This is a genomic window from Streptomyces sp. NPDC006655, assembly GCF_040703965.1.
Lineage (GTDB): Bacteria > Actinomycetota > Actinomycetes > Streptomycetales > Streptomycetaceae > Streptomyces.
In genome coordinates, this window is record NZ_JBEYJU010000007.1 from 1 (window position 1) to 18,306 (window position 18,306).

Here is an 18,306-nt window from a genome sequence, read left to right on the forward strand (position 1 = left end):
GGTCCCGGTCCAGGCGGTCCCGGTCCAGGCGGTCCCGGTCCAGGCGGTCCCGGTCCAGGCGGTCCCGGCCCGAGCGGTCGCGGCCCGAGCCGTCCAGCCCGAGCCGTCCGGAGGGGGCATCGCCCGCGGGAAGGCGGGCACTCGGCTGCCGGCATCACCTGCCGCGGTCGGGCACGGGTGCCGACACGTCCACAGGCACAGGCAGGCACAGGGAGGTTCCGTCATCGTGGCGGACAGCACGGGTCCTTCGAACGACGTTCGGCTTTCGTGGGTGGAGCGGCTCGCCTGGTTGCGGATCGAGGCGGACCTGCGACGCGACCGTCTTTTCGCGCGGCGGATGCGGCGCGGGGGCGGCGGGCCGCCGGCCCGGTTCTGGCTGCGGACCGCCGTCGCCCTGCTGACGGTGGCCTCGGTGGTCCTGGCGGTCGTGGGCATCCGCACCTCGGACCCGGTGGTGCTGTGGTGCTTCGCGGCGGTGTGGCCGCTGACCCTGCTCCAGGGGGCACGGCTGCTGTGCCGCGCGAGCCGCGACAGCGGGCGTCGGGACCGGCCATGGGTCTGAGAACGGGCCGGTCATGCGCCTGAGAACGAGCGACCCGCACGCCCCGGGATTCACCCGCCTGCGCTGCGGCCGGGGCTTTCGCCACCTCGACAGCGAGGGGAGGACGATCACCGACCCGGCGCGGCGGGAGCGGATCAGGGACCTGGTGATCCCCCCGGCCTGGACGGACGTCTGGATCAGTCCCGCCCCCAACGGGCACATCCAGGCGACCGGCACGGATGCCGCCGGCCGTCGGCAGTACCTCTACCACCGGCGGTTCCGCGAGCAGCAGGAGGGGCCAAGCACGACCACGTCCTGGCCGTCGCCGGGACCCTGCCGAGACTGCGTGAGCACGTGACCCGGGACCTCGCCCGGCGCGGGCTCTGCCACGCCCCGGCCCTCGGCTCGCCGGGGGCCGGCGCGGTGCCGGGCAGTCCGGCCACCCAGGGGGCCGTCGAACAGGCGGTGCTGCGGCTGCTGGCCGGGTGACCACGGTGGCCGATGTTTGGCCGTGGGGCGGGGGGCAACCCGCTGGACAGGCAACGCACAGAGAGAAGATGAGACGCCGTGACCAGGCGAACCGACGAGAAGCAGTCCCTCCGAGTGGCGCAGACCGGCTGGGCCAAGGCGCGTCGTCTCCCGCGCAGGGGGGTGCGTACCTGCGTCGCGGCGGTGGCCGACGAGAGCGCCTCACCGGCCGCGCGCACCAGCGCCGAGTGGAACATCGTCCGGGGCGACGACTGAGTCCGCTTCTGCGCGTGTCCCGCGGACCCGCGAGACGGCGGCGGTCAGCTCCCGCCGGACCCGGTCCGGCAGCGACGCCCCCTCCGCGGTCGTCACCACGGCCCTCGCGAGCCGGTGCAGTTTGATGTTGGTGTGCTGTGACGCCGTGACCAGCACCTCCCACGCCTCTTCGGCGTTCAGCCCGAAGCCGGCCATGAGGATGCCGCGGGCCAGGTCGATGTCGGGACGCGTCCGCAGGGCCCGTCTGAGCTGGACGACCTCGGTCTGGAGCAGTCCGTCGAACTCGACGCAGACCGGGCCGCAGGCGGCGCCCGGGTCCGCGAAGAGGGAATAGGTGTCGGTGTACGTCAGCAACCGTTCGGCGGCCGGGCTGGCGGCGGTGAGGGTGACCGTCTTGTCCATCGCGGCGGCCTGGCCACGCACGGCCAGCAACACGTTGAGCGCGGAGCAGTCGGCGAACGTCAGTCCGGAGAGGTCCAGGTCCACCCCGTCACCGGCGCGGCCCAGGGCGTCGTGCAGGGCGTGCCGGAGGTCTCCGCTGTCGTCGAGGCGGTACTCACCGCGGACGGCGACGGACACCCGCTTCCCGGTCGGCCCGACCTGCACCGAGAGCTGCTCGTTGGACGGTTCCGACATGATCGCCTCCTCCGTGGTCCCTCTCCTCAGGGTTGTACGGCCCCTGCGATACGTCAATACATACGTGAAACGTGGTTCATGTTTTTGCCTTCGCGAAAACCACGGCGTACGATGTGCTCATGGTGGGATCCGGAGGAGTTCCCGAGCCGCACACCGGCTGGACGTTCGTCACGAACCACGCGCGCGTCCTGGCCAGCATCGCGGACGACCGCAACGCGCGGATCCGGGACATCGCGGCCCGCTGCCGGCTCACGGAACGCGCCGTCCAGAAGATCATCGCGGATCTGGAGGAGGAGGGTTACCTCTCCCACACCCGCATCGGTCGCGCCAACCAGTACAGGATCGACCCGAGCAAGGTGCTGCGCCACCCGGCGGAGGCCGGCCTGACCGTGGCCTCCCTGCTGGCGATGCTGGTCGAGGTGGAGACGGAGCGCCACGGCGGCGGCCCGGACCCGGCCGTCAGCCCCGGGGCGGACTGAGCGCGGGATCGTCGGGGCGCGTCCGTGCCGCCCGGGTCAGTCGCGGAGCGTGGTCGCGGGGCTGGTGCCGTAGGCCGCTCGGTAGCGGGCCGCGAAGCGGCCGGGGTGGGCGAATCCCCAGCGGGCGGCGATGCCGGCGACGGTGGCGCCGTCGCGCGGGTGCGCGGCGAGCAGGTCCCGGTGGGCGTGGGCGAGCCGGGCCCTTTGCAGGTAGGCCAGCGGTGTCGTGTCGAGGTGACGGCGGAAGGCGTACTGCAGGGCGCGGACCGTGACGTGCACGGCGTCCGCGACCGCGGCCACCGTGAGGGGCTGGTCGGCGTGGTCGTCGATGTAGGCGACGGCGCGCCTGAGGGTGGCGGAGTGCGCATCGGTGCGGTCCTGGGCGGTGGGGTCGGTGCGCGCGGTGTTGGGGAAGGCCGCCAGGACGCTCGCGGCCAGCAGCTGGCCGGCCGCCGAGACCATCACCGGATGCGCCTCGGCGTCCGGGGCGGCCAGCACGTGGTCCCGCAGGTGGAAGATGGTGCTTTTCAGCCGGTCGGCCGCCGCCTGGCTGACGGGCCGGTGGCCGGTCAGCCGCACGGACTCGCGCAGCGGACCGCGCTCGGTGGCCGCGACCTGGTCGAGGAGACCGGGATCGATCATCGTGATGTTGTACCGGGCGCTGCCGATACGCCCCGAGTACGGCTCGTCGTGGGGCGCGAACAGGACGGCGTCACCGGGTCCGAAGGCGTCCTGGACGCCGCGGAAGGCGTGGTCCTGGACGGTGCCCTCATGGACGACGCACAGGCAGATCCTGCCCAGCGGGCTGACGGAGTACGACATCTCGAAGTTCAGGTCGAGTTCGTCGACGCTGATCGACGGGGCGCTGTCGCGACGTACCCGGGCCCGGCTCGCGGTGGGGGTCGCGCTGCCGATGCGCATGTCCGCATAGGCACGGCAGAGGAAGTCCTCCGTCACAGCGAGGTCGTCGCTTTCGAACAAGAGCGAGTCCATGACGCCGATTCTGGCAGCAGGCACGCCACCGACGGGAGGGCGGGCGGGTTCGCGCGGCCGTCCACGGAACGCCGCCTTTCGTTTTCTGGACACCTCCCGGACGACTCTTCGCACACAGGACCTTCACGGGCGCCCGCAGCGGGCAGCAGTCATATGGACCGGATCGTCCGCCCGACCAGAAGGCCCGCCCTCGATGCCAGAACCCCCCACCAGCGCCGACCGGATCGCGGCCCTCGAAGAGGAGGTCGCCCAGCTCCGGCGCGCCGTGACCGCGCACGCCGTCGTCGACCAGGCGATGGGCGTCGTCGTCGCGTACGCCCGGGTGGGTCCCGACACGGCCTGGGAGATCCTGCGGGATGTCTCGCAGCACACCAACACCAAGCTGCGCGAGATCGCGGAGCACGTCGTCCAGTGGCCGCGCTGCGGATGGCTCCCGCAGGAGGTGCGCGGCGCCCTGGACACGGCCGTGCTCCGCAGAGCCGCACAGGCCGGCCGCCCGCTCCGCCGCCCCGAACGCCCCGGACGGGCGTCCCGGTGACGGGGCCGCGGCCCGGTGCGGGTCTTACGGAGTGGTGACCTGAGGGCGTGGGCGCGTGGTCCGGGGGTTGGGGAGACCTAGCGTGGCCGTATGCGTGTACTGGTCACCGGCGGTGCCGGGTTCATCGGGTCCCATGTGGTCGAGGCGCTTCAGGCGCGTGGGCACGAGGCGGTCGTGTACGACGTGCGGCACGGTCCCGGCGCCGACGTCCGCGACCCGGCGGCGGTCGCAAGGGCGCTGGCGGGCGTGGACGCGGTCTGCCACCAGGCCGCCATGGTCGGGCTCGGGGCCGGCTTCGGGGACGCGGCGGAGTACGTGTCCCACAACGACCTCGGTACGGCGGTGCTGCTCGCCGCGATGGCCGACACGGACGTACGGCACCTGGTGCTGGCCGGGTCGATGGTCGTGTACGGGGAGGGCCGGTACGAATGCCGGCGGCACGGCGTCGTACGGCCCGGCCCGCGTGCCGTCGCCGATCTGGACGCCGGCCGGTTCGAGCCGGTCTGCCCGGTGTGCGGCGCCGACCTGGCCCCCGGTCTGGTCGGCGAGGACGCCCCGGCCGACCCGCGCAACGTGTACGCCACCACCAAACTGACCCAGGAGCACCTGGCCGCCGCCTGGGCCCGCGCGACGGGCGGCTCGGCGGTGTCGCTGCGCTACCACAACGTGTACGGCCCCCGGATGCCCCGGGACACCCCCTACGCGGGCGTCGCCTCCTTCTTCCGCTCGGCGCTCGCCCGCGGCGAGGCCCCCCGGGTGTACGAGGACGGAGCGCAGCGCCGGGACTTCGTGCACGTCCGGGACGTGGCCGCCGCCAACGCGACGGCCCTCGAGGCGCGGTCGGCGACGGGCGCGCTGACCGTGTACAACACCGGCAGCGGGGAGCCGCACACCGTCGGGGAGATGGCCCGTGCGCTGGCCGAGGCCCACGGCGGCCCGATGCCGGTGGTCACCGGCGAGTACCGGCTCGGCGACGTACGGCACATCACGGCCGACTCGGCGCGACTGCGGGCCGAGCTGGGCTGGAAGCCGGAGGTCGGGTTCGCGGACGGGGTGGCGGAGTTCGCGCGAGCCGGGATGCGGGACGCATAGCGCCCTGGGTCCCGGGACGGACCGGTGGTGCTGCCCGCGATCAGGAAGCGGTGGTGGGCAGCACCACCTCGAAGCGGCAGCCGCCGGGGATGTTGTGCACGGTGGCCGTCCCCTGGTGGGCCTCCACGATTCCCCGGACGATGGCGAGACCGAGGCCCGCGCCCGCCGGGGGCGTCCGCGCGTGGCTGCCGCGCCAGCCGGTGTCGAAGACCCGGGGCAGGTCGTCCTCGGGGATGCCGCCGCAGCCGTCGGTGACCGACAGGACGACACCGTCGGGACCGCGTTCGGCGGCGACCGCGACCGTGCCGTCCGGGGGTGTCCGGCGGATCGCGTTCACCAGGAGGTTGCCCAGCACCCGGCTCATCTCCTTGCCGTCCACCTCGACCGGCACCGGTTCCACCCGGTCGCCGACCAGCCGTACGCCGTGCTCACGGGCGAGCGGGTCGGCGCCCGCGAGGGCGTCGCCGACGAGGTCGTACAGCGACATCCGGCTCGGGCTCAGCGACAGCGTGCCGGCGTGGATGCGGGAGAGTTCGAAGAGGTCGCCGACCATGTCGTTGAGGCGTTCGACCTCGGCGCGGATCTGCTTGAGATAGCGGTCCGGGTCGGCGGCGACACCGTCCTCCAGCGCCTCGGACATGGCGCGCAGTCCGGCGAGCGGGGTGCGCAGGTCGTGCGAGATCCAGGCGACCAGCTCCCGGCGCGAGGTCTCCAACGCGCGTTCGCGCTCCCGGGACTCGGCGAGCTTCGCGCTGGTGGCCGCCAGTTCGCGGCTCACCGCGGCGAGTTCCGCGGTGGCCGGGACCTCGGGTGCGGCGAAGTCGCCGTGTTCGCCGAACGACCGGGCCGCGAGGGCGAGTTCACGGCTGCGTGCGACGACCCAGCGGCCCAGCACGAGTGCCGTCGCGAGCGACACGGCGGCCGCCATCGCGACGACCGTGGTCACCACCGACAGGTCGTGCGAGGAGAGGAACATCGCCCAGGCGACGGCCAGGGTCCCGGCGAGCATCGCGACCACGCCGACGGCGGCGACCACCGTGAGGGACGCGGTGAGCGAGCGGCGGCGCAGCAGGCGCAACGCCGCCGCGCCGAGCAGCCCGGTGGCGGCGGCGCCCGCGAAGGCGTACAGGGCGATGAGGAGGGTGTCGCGCATCTCAGGCCCCTTCCCGCGTTCCGCCCGGTTCGAAGCGGTAGCCGACGCCCCACACCGTCCGGATCAGGCGCGGCCGGGCCGGATCGTCCTCCACCTTGGCGCGCAGCCGCCGGACATGGACGGTGACCGTGGACAGGTCGCCGAAGTCCCAGCCCCACACCGCCTGCATCAGGTCCTCCCTGCCGTACGCCCGTCCCGGGTGCCGCAGGAAGAACGCGAGGAGGTCGAACTCGCGCAGGGTGAGGGCGAGTTCGGTGCCGTTCTTGGTGGCGCGGCGGGCGCCGGTGTCGAGGGTGAGCCCGGCGGCGGTCAGGGGGTGCGCGGCGGACGCGGGATGGCTGCGGCGCAGCACGGACTCCACCCGCAGCACCAGTTCGCGGGGGCTGAAGGGCTTGGTGACGTAGTCGTCGGCGCCGACCTCCAGGCCCATGATGCGGTCGTCCTCGTCGCCGCGCGCGGTGAGCATGATGACCGGGACGGGGGCCCGGTCGCGCAGCCGCCGGCAGACCTCCAGGCCGTCCATGCCGGGCAGCATCAGGTCGAGCACCACCAGGTCGGGCCAGTGGGCCGCGGCCCGGGTCAGGGCGGTGGGGCCGTCGCCCGCGCGGTCCACGAGGTGGCCGGCGCGGTCGAGGTATCCGGCGACGACCTCGGCGACGGTGGGATCGTCGTCGACCACCAGGATCCGGGCGGCCCCGGCGGTGGCCCTGGCCTCGGTGAGCTCGTACGGCTGCTGCATGCCTCCACCCTCGCACCGGGCCCGCGCGGGTGTCGCGCCCGACGACGGCGACGGGCACGACGTCCGCGTTCCGTAAGAAATGCCGGGCGCCCGGGGCGCGGCCCCGACGTCCGCGTTTCGTAAGGGCCTTGGGTCCGGTATGTCCGGTTCGCGTTCGTAGGGTGACACCGTGACCACCTCACCCCTCTCATCGTCGACGGACGTGGACGTCGTCCTCCCCTGTCTGAACGAGGCCGAGGCGCTGCCCTGGGTGCTCGGCCGGATCCCCGCGGGCTGGCGGGCCCTCGTGGTGGACAACGGCTCCACCGACGGCTCGGCGGACATCGCGCGGGCGCTCGGGGCGACCGTCGTGCGCGAGGCGCGGCGCGGCTTCGGCGCGGCCTGCCACGCGGGGCTGACCGCCGCGAGCGCCGACATCGTCTGCTTCTGCGACTGCGACGCGTCCCTCGACCCGGGACTCCTCGTGCCGTTCGTGCGGGAAGTCGCCGACGGGCGGGCCGACCTGGTGCTCGGCCGACGGCGTCCGCAGGGGCGCGGCACCTGGCCGGCGCACGCCCGCGCGGGCAACCTGGCGCTGGCGCGGATGCTGCGGCGCCGGACCGGGCTGCGGCTGCACGACCTGGGACCGCTGCGGGCGGCGCGCCGGGAACCGCTGCTCGCCCTGTCCCTCGACGACCGGCGCAGCGGTTACCCGTTGCAGATGGTGGTGCGGGCCGCCGACGCGGGCTGGCGTGTCACCGAGCACGACGTGGCCTACCTGCCGCGCACCGGCCGGTCCAAGGTGACCGGGACCTGGCGCGGCACGTGGCAGGCGGTGCGGGACATGAGCCGGGTGCTCAACGAACCGCCGCGGGCCCGGGGCGCGGGAGGGGACTGACCGAGCCGGCCGCCCTCTCCCCCCTCCCCCGCCCGCCCACCGAGCCGCGCCCAAGGAAGTCCCATGACCACCCTCCTCGTCATCGCCAAGGAACCCCGCCCCGGCCGGGTCAAGACGCGGCTCACCCCGCCCTTCTCGCCCGAGCAGGCCGCCGCCCTCGCCGAGGCGTCACTCGCCGACACGCTGCACGCCGTCGCCGGGACCCCCGCCACCCGCAGGGTGCTCGCCCTCGACGGCAGCCCGGGACCCTGGCTGCCGCCCGGCTTCGACGTCGTGCCGCAGTGCCCGGGCGGCCTCGACGCGCGTCTCGCCGACGCCTTCGCCCACTGTGCCGGCCCCACCCTGCTCATCGGCATGGACACTCCGCAGGTCACCCCGGCCCTGCTCACGGTGGACTTCACGGGGAGCGACGCGTACTTCGGTCCCGCCGAGGACGGCGGGTTCTGGGCGCTGGGGCTGGCCGATCCGGACCCCGCCCTGCTGCTCGGGGTGCCGATGTCCACCCCGCGGACGGGCGCCGTCCAGCGGCGGCGGCTCGTCGCCGCGGGACTGCGGGTGCGGGACCTGCCGCGGCTGCGGGACGTGGACACCGCCGCCGACGCCGCGGCGGTCGCGGCGCTCGTCCCGAGCGGCCGCTTCGCCGCCCGGCTGGCCCGGTGCACGCCGCACAGCGGTACGGGCCGCCGGTGACCACCTCGCCGTCCGTCGCCTGGACCGGCGCCGATCCCTACGCGGCCGCCCTGCGCGCCGGGCACGGCCCGTTGTTCCTGCGCCGTACCGACGGCCGGCTGCTGCCCCTGGAGGTCGAGCGCTGGTGCGCACGGGCCGATCCGGTGGACCGTGCGGTACTGGACCGCTGCGAGGGTGCCGTCCTGGACGTCGGCTGCGGCCCCGGACGGCTCGTGGCCGAACTCGCCGCCCGGGGGCGTACCGTCCTCGGCGTGGACGTCAGCACGGCCGCCGTCGACCACACCGTGCACCTCGGCGGCCAGGCGCTGCGCCGCTCGGTCTTCCAGCCACTGCCCGGCGAGGGCCGCTGGGGCACCGTGCTGCTCATGGACGGCAACGTCGGGATCGGCGGCGACCCCGCCCTGCTCCTGGAGCGTGTCGGTCAACTCCTGGCGCCCGGGGGCCTGTTGATCGCCGAGACCATGCCCGCGGACGTCGACGAACGCGCCCGTGTCCACCTCACCGACGCCCGGGGAGCCGTCGGGGAGCCCTTCCTCTGGGCACGGCTCGGCACCCCGGCCCTGCTGCGCTACGCCCGGGGCTGGGCGCCGGCCGGTCAGTGGGCGGCCGGCGGGCGCCGCTTCGTCTGCCTGCGCACCCGCACCACCAGGAGCAGCGCGGAACCACCGAAGAGCACGGCCGTGATCAGCAGCCAGCGGGCCGGGAAGCCGTCCGGGGACAGGCCGGTGGCCGACCGGTAGGGACCGGCCACCGACCCGCTGATCAGGGGGAACCACACCAGCAGGAGCAGCCCGGAGAGCGCGGCGGGGACCCGGACGTACATCGTCCAATCCCGGTGACCCGCGGCGCCCAGCCCCCGGACCACCGCCCGGTCGGCCAGCGTGTAGAGCGGCAGCAGCACCAGGTCGTGCAGCAGGGCGGCGCCCACGATCCACAGCGCCACCCCGAACCAGTCCCCGGCCAGCAGCCGTACGCCGGCATACGCGGCGAGCGCGAACGAGCAGACCAGCAGGAGGAGCTGGAACGGGCTGCCGACGACGGGACGGGGGCGCATCACAGCTCCCCGAAGGTCAGCCGGGCCACCCACTTGGTGTTGAGCACACCGGGCGCGGCCGGCACGATCACGCGGGCCGGGTAGCCGTGGTCCGGGGACAGGTCCTCACCGTTGACCCGCAGCGCGAGCAGGGAGCGCGGGTCGGCGACCTGGTTGGCGCGCAGCGCCCCGCGGCGGAAGGCGCCGTGCAGCTGGAGGGACTCGACGAGGACGTCCGGCGGGTCGCCGTCGTGGCCGACGAGGGCGGCGAGGTCGCGCAGCCGCACCCCGCGCCACCACTGGTCGGCGGTCGACCAGCCCTCCACGCAGGCGATGGGCAGCGCGGCGCTGTGCTGGGGAAGCCGCAGGAGTTCGGCGCGGCTGAGACGGACCGTCCGTCCGCCCCGCCCCGTGACGACGAGCCGCCAGGCCCCCTCCGCGGTCTGTCCCGGGTCGATGCCGGCGTACCCGGCCGTCTTGTTGATCTGGAAGCCGTTCGGGCCGCCGCCGGGGTCGGCCCAGCCGTGCGGGGCGAGCAGGGCGGTACGCCGCCACGCACCCCCGATGCTCTGCCCGGCCGTCGTGACGAGCAGGAGCAGCGACCCGCCCCCGACGAACCACAAGGCACCCCGCCGGTCCACGGTCGGCGGGTCCGGCAGGGGGGAGGCCAACCCGCCCTCGTCCGCCGGCACCGCCGCCGACTGCCCGGCGCCCGGCGGCGCCGGTACCGGTGGGCGCTCCTCGGTGTGCCGCCCGCGGACCGCGCGCAAGGCCGTCGGGGTCTTCAGGGCCGCATGGGCCAGGAACGCGGCGAAGAACACCCAGGCGCCGTAGAAGTGCAGGGGGTAGAAGGAGCCGGGGAAGAGGTAGTCGAGCTGGACGTTGAGGACGCCGGTGACGAACTCGAACAGGCCGCCGCCGACGAGCAGCAGCAGCGAGAGGCGCTCCAGGGCGTGGGCGAGCGAGCGGGCCGGGGGCAGCGCGAACAGCTTCGGCACCACGGACCACAGTTTGGCGAGCAGGACCGGGATCAACGTGATCCCGAGGGTGACGTGCAGGCCCTGGGTGAGCCGGTACAGCCAGTACGGGTCCGTCGGCCAGGAGAACAGGTAGAAGCCGAGCAGTCCCTTGTCCGGGGTCTGGTCGTTCACGGGGGCCAGGTCCGGGTTGTACGCGGCGTACGACACCAGTCCGGTCAGGAACAGCACGGTGACACCGGCGAGCAGCACCAGACCGAGCACCGAGGTGAACCAGGTGCCGCGCAGCGGGCTGCGCCAGAAGCCGGGTGAGGTGGGGAGCCGTGGATCGTCGTCTCGCATGCTCCGACCGTAGGCCGGGACCGCGCCCGCGACGGGTAGCCGGCCCATGACGAAAGTCTGACGTCGGCGCACTGATCCCCGGTGTCACCCGGTCGCGGCCCTAGCGTTCCGGTGTGACCCGCTCTCCCCTTCGCGGCCGGTACGCCGATCCGGCCGCCGTCCTCGCCGCCGCCCTGCTCGTGCTCGCCGCCGTCCTGGTCGGCCGACATCTCCAGGACACCTACCGTGTCCTGTTCGTGCACTGGCCGCCGCTGTTCGCCGACTGGGCCCCGCACCTGGGACCGGGCACCCCGGCCGCCGTGCTCGTCGGGGCCGCCGTGGTGGTGTACGGGCCCGCCCTCGCGGTACGGCTGCCGTGGCGCGGGCTGCTCGGCGCGGTCTGGGGCTGCGCTCTGGCCTGGACGTGGTCGCTGGCGCTGGTCGACGGCTGGCAGCGGGGTGTGGCGGGCCGGCTCACCAGGCCGAACGAGTACCTCACCGCCGTCGGGCGCTTCCACGACATCCCGGCGGCCCTGCGGGGCTTCACCCACCACATCGTCGACGGCACCGCGGCGCCCTGGCCCGTGCATGTCGCCGGGCATCCCCCGGCGGCGACCCTCACGTTCGTCCTGCTGGACCGGGTGGGGCTGCACGGCGGCGGCTGGGCGGGCGCCTGGTGCGTCACCGTCGGGTCCACGGCCTGCGTCGCCGTTCTGGTGGCGGTGCGGGCGCTCACGGAGGAGCGGCTCGCCCGGCGGGCCGCGCCCTTCCTGGTGCTGACCCCGGCCGCGGTGTGGGTGGGCGTCTCGGCCGACGGCTACTTCGCGGCGGTCGCCGCCTGGGCGGTCGCGCTCCTCGCGCTCGCGGTGACCGGGCGGTCCCCGGGGTGGGCGGTGGGTGCGGGACTGCTGTACGGCCTGACCTGCTACCTGTCGTACGGTCTGGCGCTCTTCGCGCTGCTCCTGGCGGCGGTGCTGCTGCTCGGCCGACGGGGAGTGCGGGCGCGGCCGGTCCTCGCGGCGCTGCTGGTGGCGGGGGCGGCCGTCGTGCCGTGCGTGTTCACGCTCGCCGGGTTCGACTGGTGGCAGGGGTACCGGCTGCTCGTCACCCGCTACTACCAGGGCATCGGCGGGATCCGGCCGTACGGCTACTGGGTGTGGGCGAACCTGGCCTGCACGGTGCTCGTCACCGGTCCTGCGACGGTGGCGGGGCTGCGCCGGGCCGGTGCCGTCCTGGCCCGGCGCCGTACCGCGCCGGGTCCCGAGCTCCGCCTCGCCTTTCTGGTGGGCGTGGCCCTGCTCGCGCTGCTGATCGCGGACCTGTCCGGGATGAGCAAGGCGGAGACGGAGCGGATCTGGCTGCCGTTCGCGGTGTGGCTGTCGGCCGCCGCCGCGTTCCTGCCCCGGCGGCGGGGCTGGCTCCCGGCCCAGGCGGTGCTCGCGCTGCTGCTGAACCACCTGCTGCTCACCGGCTGGTGAACCCGCGCCGCCCGGCCGGGAGTTGCCGGTCACAAGGCCATCAAGGGCCGGTCTTTTAAAGCCGGTGCAACGCCCGGGAAACAGCGCCCCGCGACTCTTCCCTGAAAACGACCGGGGACGAGAGAGGGCAGAGTCGTGACGGAGATCGTCGGCAAGGAGACGCCGCCCGCCGCGGCGGAGGGCCGGACGGACGGCCAACGCACGGACGGCACACGGACCTACGGCGCCTGGGCGAAGAACGACACGCTGGAGGACTACTCGCTGCGCTACGCGCCGAAGTCCTTCCGCCGCTGGAGCCCCTACGTGGTGGCGACGACCGCGCTGGGCGGCATCGCCTATCTCGCGGACTTCGCGATCGGCGGCTCGATCGCCGTGTCCAACGGCTTCTCCAGCGCGATGGTCGCGATCCTGACGGCCGCGGTGGTCATCTTCCTGACCGGTGTGCCGATCTCCTACTACTCGGCCAAGTACTCCATCGACATGGACCTGTTGACCCGGGGCGCGGGCTTCGGCTACCTCGGGTCGACGCTGACCTCGGTCATCTACGCCAGCTTCACCTTCATCTTCTTCGCCCTCGAAGGCTCGATCATGGCGCAGGCCCTGGAACTGGGCCTGCACATCCCGCTCGCGGTGGGGTACCTGATCTGCTCGCTCGTCATCCTGCCGCTGGTCGTCTACGGCATGACCGCGCTGTCGAAGATGCAGGTGTGGACCCAGCCGGTGTGGCTGGTGCTGATGGTCGCGCCGTTCGTGTCCGTCGCGATCCAGGAGCCGGGGAAGTTCTCGCAGTTCACGCACTTCGCCGGCGACTCCCCCACCGGGTCGGGCATCAGCGCGCTCGGCGTGGGCGCCGGCGCCGGGGTGGCGTTGTCGCTGATCGCGCAGATCGGTGAGCAGGTCGACTATCTGCGGTTCATGCCGGACCGGACGCCGGAGAACGGGAAGAAGTGGTGGGCGGCGGTGCTCTGCGCCGGTCCCGGCTGGGTGGTGCTCGGCGCGGCGAAGCAGATCGGCGGGGCGTTCCTCGCCTTCTTCATCGCGGGCAGCGTGGGCCTGGCCAAGGCGAACGAGCCGATCCAGCAGTACGTGCACGGCTTCGGGACGTTCGCGGCGCCCCTCGCGCTGGGTCTCGCCACCTTCTTCGTGATCCTGTCCCAGGTGAAGATCAATTCGACGAACGCGTACTCCGGTTCGCTGTCCTGGTCGAACTTCTTCTCCCGGCTGACCCACCGTCACCCCGGCCGGGTGGTCTACATCTTCCTCAACGTGGGCATCGCGCTGGCCCTGATGGAAGCGGGCGTCTTCGGCTTCCTGAACACCGTGCTCGGCTTCTACTCCAACGTGGCGATCGCCTGGATCGGCGCGGTCGTGGCCGACCTGGTCGTCAACAAGCCGCTGGGGCTGAGCCCGTCGTACATCGAGTTCAAGCGGGCCCATCTGCACCACTTCAACCCGGTCGGCTTCGGCTCGATGCTGATCGCGTCCGCGGTCTCGATCGCCGCGTACTTCGACGCCTTCGGCGCGTACGCCAAGGCGTACTCGCCGTTCGTCGCGCTGTTCCTCGCGATGGTGCTGTCGCCGCTGTTCGCGGTGGTGACCAGGGGCAGGTACTACATCGCCCGCGTCGACGACCTCGCCGAGCCGCTGCTCGGCGCCGACGGGCTGCCGTCGGCGGCCGTGCTGACCTGCACGGTGTGCGCGACCGGGTTCGAGCGGCCGGACGTGGCGGGCTGCCCGTTCCACTCGGGGCCGGTCTGCTCGCTGTGCTGCAGCCTGGAGAAGGACTGCCACGACTCCTGCAAGACCGGCCCGGTCGCCCTCGGCATCCCCGCGGTGCGCCCCGGGGACTGACCGGCCCCCGCCCGCACCGCGGGGCGGCGGTCATGAGCGGTCGGCCTTCCGCGCGGGCCGTGGGAGGGACGGCTCCTGCGGTGCGGGGACGGCGCCGTCCTGCGCGTCGGCGCACGCCTCGTCCGCCTGGGCGCGCTGCTCGGCGAGGAGCGGGAAGGAGAGGTGGGCGAGGTCGCCCGGCGGGGGTGCGGTCAGCGACCACAGGGGGGCCGGGGTGCCGTCGGCGACCGCGGCGGGCGCGTCGGTCAGGTTCATGCGCTCGCGCAGCCGGCCGTAGAAGTCCATGGGCGCCAGCCGGACCACCCGCAGCCGCTTCGGGGCGGCGTACACGCCGATCCAGTCACCCGGCTCCACGACGCCCCGCACCTGTCCGTCGACGCTGACCGCGGCCGGTCCCGAGCGTTCCAGGACGCGCAGGCCGACCGCCTCGTCGGGGGCGGTGACGACGGACCGGTCGAACGCCATGTGCGGGGCGACCGGGGTGAACACGAGCACCTCCGCGCGGGGCGAGACGACGGGTCCGCCGGCGGCGAAGCTGTAGGCGGTCGAACCGGTGGAGGTGGCCACCAGCAGCGCGTCGGCGGAGTACGAGGCGAGCAGGCGCCCGGAGATGTACACGCCCACCGACACCTGGCGGTCCCGGGACAGCTTCTCCAGGACGACGTCGTTGACGGCGGTGATGTGCAGCGGGACGCCCCAGTCGGGGTCCTGTTCGCAGTCGGTGCGCACCTGGGGCGGCGGCAGCAGCGGTCCCCGGCCGTACTGCATCAGGTCCCCCATCCGGGCGGGCACTTCGAGCCTCCGGGAGGAGCGCATGGTGAGCAGCAGCCGGCTGTCGACGTCGAACCGGTCCTCGTGCACCGCGTCCAGCGCCTCGGTGACCGAGCGGACCGGCACGTCGGTCAGGAAGCCGACCCGGCCCAGGTCGACGCCGAGGACCAGCGCGTCGTTGCGGGCGGCGAGCCGGGCGCCGCGCAGGAAGGTGCCGTCGCCGCCGAGGGTGACGATCAGATCGGGATCGCCGGCGGCCGCGACCTCCTCGCCGGAGCTGTGCCGTCCGCCGTCGTGCCACACGTCGATGTCGGTGCACCGCACGTCGCGCTCCGCGGCCCACACCCGTACCGCACGGGCCGCGTCCACCGCCTCCGCACGGCCCCCGTGCACCACCAGTCCCAGCCCGTTCACCGTCATCTCCGCCTCCAGGAACGCCATGACCGCCGCTGCTCCCACGCTGTCACGCCGGAGGCGGATCTGTCGGGCGGAGCGGGATCACAGACCGAGGGAGACGGCCAGCCGGGTCAGCTCGGCGGTGGTGGTGATGTCGAGCTTGGCGCGGATCCGGCGGAGGTAGGCGTCGACCGTGTGCCGGGACAGGCCCATCTGGCGGGCCGCCTGGAGGTAGGTGCGGCCCGCGGCGATGTGCCGGAGCGTCTCGCGTTCACGCGGGGCCAGCGCGACGGCGGCGGTCTCGGTGTGCTCGGTGACGGCGACGCTCATGAGGAGTCCTTCACATAGCCGATAAGTGCGTTTTGTCCGTTTAGAAAACCCTCACAAGCCGACGTCATGACGGTGTCCGCCGACCGTCACAGGCGTGTCACAGGCACCCGGTGAGCGGTGCTCGGGACCGCAGCGGATTGGTGCTCCGTGCCGACCGGGATCATCCTGGGGAGGAGAAGCGGCCGTGCAGGTTCCGCGAAGGAAGAGCGGCGATGGAACGACCTCCCACCTCTCCCAGCAGCCCCGCGGGGACCCACGCCGTACCCCAGGGGGGCCGCACCGCCGCGGTCACGGTCGACGAGCGGGGTGTGGTGACCGGCTGGAGCGACGGTGCCGGGGTGCTGCTGGGCTATCCGGCCGCCGAGATCCTGGGGCACAAGGCGACCGAGCTGCTCGCCGAGCCGGACGGGGACACCTGGCGGGAGGCCGCCGCGGGGGCCCGCTGGAGCGGCACCGTGGCCCTGCGCCACCACGACGGGCACCGGCTGGACCACGACGTGCTGGTCCACCGCAGGCCCGTCGGCGAACCGCTGGGCGGCACGGAGTGGCTGGTGGTGTCCGCCGTCACAGGGCTGCCGCCGACCACCGGCCAGGAAATGGGGGAATGGGCCTTCCACCAGTCCCCGTGCGTCGCCGCCGTCTTCGACGCGGGGCTGCGGCTGGTACGGGCCAGCGCGGGGATGCAGCGGGCGCTGTCCCTGGCCGAGGGGACGATGCGCGGGCTGCGGCTGACGGACATCGCACCGTACGAGGGCAGCGCCGAGGCCGAGGCGGGGATGCGGCGGATCCTCGACGGCGGCGCCCCGCAGGACGTCCATCTGCACCTGGACCCGGCCGATCCGGTGCGCGACTGGCACGCCCGGATCGTGCCGCTGACGGACCCGGGCGGCCGGGTGCGCGCAGTGGCCCTGACGGCCCACTCCGACCCGTCCGAGCGGCTGGTACGGCAGCGGATGCTGCTGCTGAGCGACGCGGGAACACACATCGGCACCACTCCCGACGTGCAGCGCACCGCGCGGGAGCTGGCCGACGTCGCCGTGCCCGCCTTCGCCGACGCGTGCGCCGTCGACCTGCTGGACACTCCGCCGCGCTCGACCGGGCCCGCGCACCGGCCCCCCGGCCGGGACGGCGGGCCCCCGTCCGGCGGCCCGACGCTGCGCCGGGCGGCCGTCCGCGCGGTGCCCGACGCGCCACCACCACCGCACCCGTCGGGCGACGTGCTGCGCTGCCCGCCCTGGTCGCCCTCGGGCCGGTGCCTGGCCGACGGGCGGGGCGCGGTGTACGCGGGGGACGACGAGGTGGTGGGGCGCTGGGCGCAGGAGGACCCGCAGGCCGCCGCGTGGATCCGGGCGAGCGGGGCGCACTCGCTGCTCGCGGTGCCGCTCACCGCGGCCGGTGTCACGTTCGGCGTGGCGCTGTTCGGCCGGAACCGGTGGACCGAGCCGTTCGACGCCGACGACCTGTGGATCGCCGAGCAGCTGGCGGCCCGGGCGGCCACCAGCATCCACGGCACCGCACGCAGCGAACGGCAGCACACCACCACGATGACCCTGCAACGCAGTCTGCTCCCGCACACGCTGCCCGAGCAGTCGGCCCTGGACATCGCCACCCGCTACCTGCCCTCGGTCAGCCAGGCCGGGGTGGGCGGCGACTGGTTCGACGTCATCCCGCTGTCCGGCACCAGGGTCGCGCTGGTCGTCGGCGACGTCGTCGGCCACGGCATCCGGGCCGCCGCCACCATGGGACGGGTGCGTACGGCGGTGCGGACGCTGGCCGACGTCGACCTGCCGCCCGACGAACTCCTCAGCCACCTCGACGACCTGGTCGTCCACCTGTCCGCGGAGGAGGGCGACGGCGACGGTGAGGAGGCCGCCGGCGGCGTGGGCACGACCTGTCTGTACGGCGTGTACGACCCGGTCACCCGGCGCCTCGACGTCGCCCGCGCCGGCCATCCGCCGCCCGCCGTGGTCACCGAGGGCGCCGTGACCTTCCTCGACGTCCCCGCCGGTCCCCCGCTGGGCCTCGGTGGGCTGCCCTTCGAGTCGTTCGAGACGGAGCTGCCCGAGGGCAGTGTGATCGCCCTCTACACCAACGGTCTGCTGGAACCCCGCGACCACGACATCGACGACGCCCTGGACAAGATGGTCGCCGCGCTCGCCCGCCCCGCGCAGAGCCTGGACACCGTCTGCGACCGGATCCTGACGTCCATGCTCACGCACCGCCCCGACGACGACATCGCCCTGCTCGTCGCCCGCACCCGCGCCCTGCACGCGGACCGGGTCGCCACCTGGCAGCTGCCCTTCGACCTCGCCGCGGTCGCCGAGGCCCGCAAGCGGGCCACCGACCAGCTGGTGGCCTGGCGGCTGGAGGACGCCGCGTTCATCACCGAACTCATCGTCAGCGAACTGGTCACCAACGCGTTCCGGTACGGCCGCCCGCCGGTCCGGCTCCGGCTCATCCACGACGACCACGCCCTCACCTGCGAGGTCTTCGACTCCAGCAGCACCGCACCGCACATGCGGCGCGCCCACACCTACGACGAGGGCGGCCGCGGACTGCTGCTCGTCGGCCAGCTGTCCCAACGCTGGGGCACCCGCCACGCCAGCACCGGCAAGACGGTCTGGGCCGAACAGTTCCTGACGGAGGACTGAGGCGGATTCCCCCGCA

Annotated in this window: 18 protein-coding genes and 1 pseudogene; 12 read left to right on the forward strand and 7 right to left on the reverse strand. The window is 74.0% G+C overall.

What is annotated here, in order from left to right:
* Positions 1 to 226 precede the first annotated feature (226 nt).
* The 3 genes and pseudogenes from AB0958_RS05710 (at position 227) to AB0958_RS05720 (ending at position 1,285) form a co-directional block, all read left to right on the forward strand.
* Positions 227 to 562: a DUF3040 domain-containing protein gene (locus tag AB0958_RS05710; RefSeq protein WP_366889023.1), complete on the forward strand. Its 336-nt coding sequence runs from the start codon at positions 227 to 229 to the stop codon at positions 560 to 562.
* A 13-nt stretch (positions 563 to 575) separates the two neighbouring features.
* Positions 576 to 925, forward strand: a pseudogene (locus AB0958_RS05715) (DNA topoisomerase IB); the annotation flags it as partial.
* Positions 926 to 1,108: 183 nt separating this feature from the next.
* The gene (locus AB0958_RS05720; RefSeq protein WP_366889024.1) at positions 1,109 to 1,285 is read left to right on the forward strand and encodes a hypothetical protein; all 177 of its coding nucleotides are present in this window, start codon (positions 1,109 to 1,111) and stop codon (positions 1,283 to 1,285) included.
* On the opposite strand, the gene AB0958_RS05725 is transcribed toward AB0958_RS05720, so the two are convergent.
* Positions 1,232 to 1,921 (reverse strand): ANTAR domain-containing protein, encoded by a 690-nt coding sequence (locus AB0958_RS05725; RefSeq protein ID WP_366889025.1) that lies wholly within the window; start codon positions 1,919 to 1,921, stop codon positions 1,232 to 1,234. The genes AB0958_RS05720 and AB0958_RS05725 overlap by 54 nt on opposite strands.
* 119 nt (positions 1,922 to 2,040) lie before the next feature.
* Between AB0958_RS05725 and AB0958_RS05730 the strand changes: the two genes are divergently transcribed.
* Complete coding sequence (locus tag AB0958_RS05730) at positions 2,041 to 2,400, forward strand: helix-turn-helix domain-containing protein (protein ID WP_366889026.1); 360 nt, start codon at positions 2,041 to 2,043, stop codon at positions 2,398 to 2,400.
* A gap of 36 nt (positions 2,401 to 2,436) precedes the next feature.
* Here the strand turns inward: AB0958_RS05730 and AB0958_RS05735 are convergent, their stop codons facing one another.
* Complete coding sequence (locus AB0958_RS05735) at positions 2,437 to 3,393, reverse strand: helix-turn-helix domain-containing protein (RefSeq protein WP_366889027.1); 957 nt, start codon at positions 3,391 to 3,393, stop codon at positions 2,437 to 2,439.
* 193 nt (positions 3,394 to 3,586) lie between these two features.
* Here AB0958_RS05735 and AB0958_RS05740 point away from each other — a divergent pair, with 193 nt between their 5' ends.
* Both AB0958_RS05740 and AB0958_RS05745 read left to right on the forward strand, forming a co-directional pair.
* A complete protein-coding gene (locus AB0958_RS05740) occupies positions 3,587 to 3,931 on the forward strand; it encodes an ANTAR domain-containing protein (protein WP_366889028.1) in 345 nt (114 codons plus the stop codon).
* 90 nt (positions 3,932 to 4,021) lie between these two features.
* A complete protein-coding gene (locus tag AB0958_RS05745; protein WP_366889029.1) occupies positions 4,022 to 5,023 on the forward strand; it encodes an NAD-dependent epimerase/dehydratase family protein in 1,002 nt (333 codons plus the stop codon).
* A gap of 40 nt (positions 5,024 to 5,063) precedes the next feature.
* On the opposite strand, the gene AB0958_RS05750 is transcribed toward AB0958_RS05745, so the two are convergent.
* Positions 5,064 to 6,176 (reverse strand): HAMP domain-containing sensor histidine kinase, encoded by a 1,113-nt coding sequence (locus AB0958_RS05750; protein ID WP_366889030.1) that lies wholly within the window; start codon positions 6,174 to 6,176, stop codon positions 5,064 to 5,066.
* 1 nt (position 6,177) lies between these two features.
* A complete protein-coding gene (locus AB0958_RS05755) occupies positions 6,178 to 6,915 on the reverse strand; it encodes a response regulator transcription factor (RefSeq protein WP_366889031.1) in 738 nt (245 codons plus the stop codon).
* A 169-nt stretch (positions 6,916 to 7,084) separates the two neighbouring features.
* Here AB0958_RS05755 and AB0958_RS05760 point away from each other — a divergent pair, with 169 nt between their 5' ends.
* The 3 genes from AB0958_RS05760 to AB0958_RS05770 all read left to right on the forward strand — a co-directional run bounded on the left by AB0958_RS05760 (position 7,085) and on the right by AB0958_RS05770 (position 9,222).
* Positions 7,085 to 7,792 (forward strand): glycosyltransferase family 2 protein, encoded by a 708-nt coding sequence (locus tag AB0958_RS05760; RefSeq protein ID WP_366889032.1) that lies wholly within the window; start codon positions 7,085 to 7,087, stop codon positions 7,790 to 7,792.
* A 63-nt stretch (positions 7,793 to 7,855) separates the two neighbouring features.
* The gene (locus AB0958_RS05765; protein WP_366889033.1) at positions 7,856 to 8,482 is read left to right on the forward strand and encodes a DUF2064 domain-containing protein; all 627 of its coding nucleotides are present in this window, start codon (positions 7,856 to 7,858) and stop codon (positions 8,480 to 8,482) included.
* A complete protein-coding gene (locus AB0958_RS05770) occupies positions 8,479 to 9,222 on the forward strand; it encodes a methyltransferase domain-containing protein (RefSeq protein ID WP_366889034.1) in 744 nt (247 codons plus the stop codon). The genes AB0958_RS05765 and AB0958_RS05770 overlap by 4 nt, the downstream gene beginning before the upstream one ends.
* Positions 9,223 to 9,535: 313 nt before the next feature.
* Here AB0958_RS05770 and AB0958_RS05775 read toward each other — a convergent pair whose 3' ends face one another.
* Complete coding sequence (locus AB0958_RS05775; RefSeq protein WP_366889036.1) at positions 9,536 to 10,834, reverse strand: molybdopterin-dependent oxidoreductase; 1,299 nt, start codon at positions 10,832 to 10,834, stop codon at positions 9,536 to 9,538.
* A gap of 113 nt (positions 10,835 to 10,947) precedes the next feature.
* Here AB0958_RS05775 and AB0958_RS05780 point away from each other — a divergent pair, with 113 nt between their 5' ends.
* Together AB0958_RS05780 and AB0958_RS05785 are read left to right on the forward strand one after the other, a co-directional pair.
* Positions 10,948 to 12,291 carry a hypothetical protein gene (locus tag AB0958_RS05780; protein WP_366889037.1) on the forward strand — a complete coding sequence of 448 codons (1,344 nt, stop codon included), beginning with the start codon at positions 10,948 to 10,950 and terminating at the stop codon, positions 12,289 to 12,291.
* Positions 12,292 to 12,426: 135 nt separating this feature from the next.
* Positions 12,427 to 14,142 (forward strand): hypothetical protein, encoded by a 1,716-nt coding sequence (locus AB0958_RS05785; RefSeq protein WP_366889038.1) that lies wholly within the window; start codon positions 12,427 to 12,429, stop codon positions 14,140 to 14,142.
* Positions 14,143 to 14,172: 30 nt separating this feature from the next.
* Here AB0958_RS05785 and AB0958_RS05790 read toward each other — a convergent pair whose 3' ends face one another.
* Together AB0958_RS05790 and AB0958_RS05795 are read right to left on the reverse strand one after the other, a co-directional pair.
* Entirely contained in the window at positions 14,173 to 15,333 is a 1,161-nt protein-coding gene (locus AB0958_RS05790; RefSeq protein ID WP_366889184.1) for an NAD(+)/NADH kinase, read from the reverse strand.
* A 78-nt stretch (positions 15,334 to 15,411) separates the two neighbouring features.
* Positions 15,412 to 15,639, reverse strand: a complete 228-nt coding sequence (locus tag AB0958_RS05795) for a helix-turn-helix transcriptional regulator (protein ID WP_366889039.1) — start codon at positions 15,637 to 15,639, stop codon at positions 15,412 to 15,414.
* Between the two features lie 212 nt (positions 15,640 to 15,851).
* On the opposite strand from AB0958_RS05795, the gene AB0958_RS05800 reads away from it, so the two are divergent.
* Positions 15,852 to 18,290, forward strand: coding sequence for a SpoIIE family protein phosphatase (locus AB0958_RS05800; protein ID WP_366889040.1), 2,439 nt, complete (start codon positions 15,852 to 15,854; stop codon positions 18,288 to 18,290).
* Positions 18,291 to 18,306: the final 16 nt, after the last annotated feature.

Coding starts and splice junctions, on each gene's coding strand:
- AB0958_RS05725 (WP_366889025.1), bottom strand. CDS start 1,921: ATGTCGGAACCGTCCAACGAGCAGCTCTCGGTGCAGGTCGGGCCGACC.
- AB0958_RS05730 (WP_366889026.1), top strand. CDS start 2,041: ATGGTGGGATCCGGAGGAGTTCCCGAGCCGCACACCGGCTGGACGTTC.
- AB0958_RS05735 (WP_366889027.1), bottom strand. CDS start 3,393: ATGGACTCGCTCTTGTTCGAAAGCGACGACCTCGCTGTGACGGAGGAC.
- AB0958_RS05740 (WP_366889028.1), top strand. CDS start 3,587: ATGCCAGAACCCCCCACCAGCGCCGACCGGATCGCGGCCCTCGAAGAG.
- AB0958_RS05745 (WP_366889029.1), top strand. CDS start 4,022: ATGCGTGTACTGGTCACCGGCGGTGCCGGGTTCATCGGGTCCCATGTG.
- AB0958_RS05750 (WP_366889030.1), bottom strand. CDS start 6,176: ATGCGCGACACCCTCCTCATCGCCCTGTACGCCTTCGCGGGCGCCGCC.
- AB0958_RS05755 (WP_366889031.1), bottom strand. CDS start 6,915: ATGCAGCAGCCGTACGAGCTCACCGAGGCCAGGGCCACCGCCGGGGCC.
- AB0958_RS05765 (WP_366889033.1), top strand. CDS start 7,856: ATGACCACCCTCCTCGTCATCGCCAAGGAACCCCGCCCCGGCCGGGTC.
- AB0958_RS05775 (WP_366889036.1), bottom strand. CDS start 10,834: ATGCGAGACGACGATCCACGGCTCCCCACCTCACCCGGCTTCTGGCGC.
- AB0958_RS05790 (WP_366889184.1), bottom strand. CDS start 15,333: ATGACGGTGAACGGGCTGGGACTGGTGGTGCACGGGGGCCGTGCGGAG.
- AB0958_RS05795 (WP_366889039.1), bottom strand. CDS start 15,639: ATGAGCGTCGCCGTCACCGAGCACACCGAGACCGCCGCCGTCGCGCTG.
- AB0958_RS05800 (WP_366889040.1), top strand. CDS start 15,852: ATGGAACGACCTCCCACCTCTCCCAGCAGCCCCGCGGGGACCCACGCC.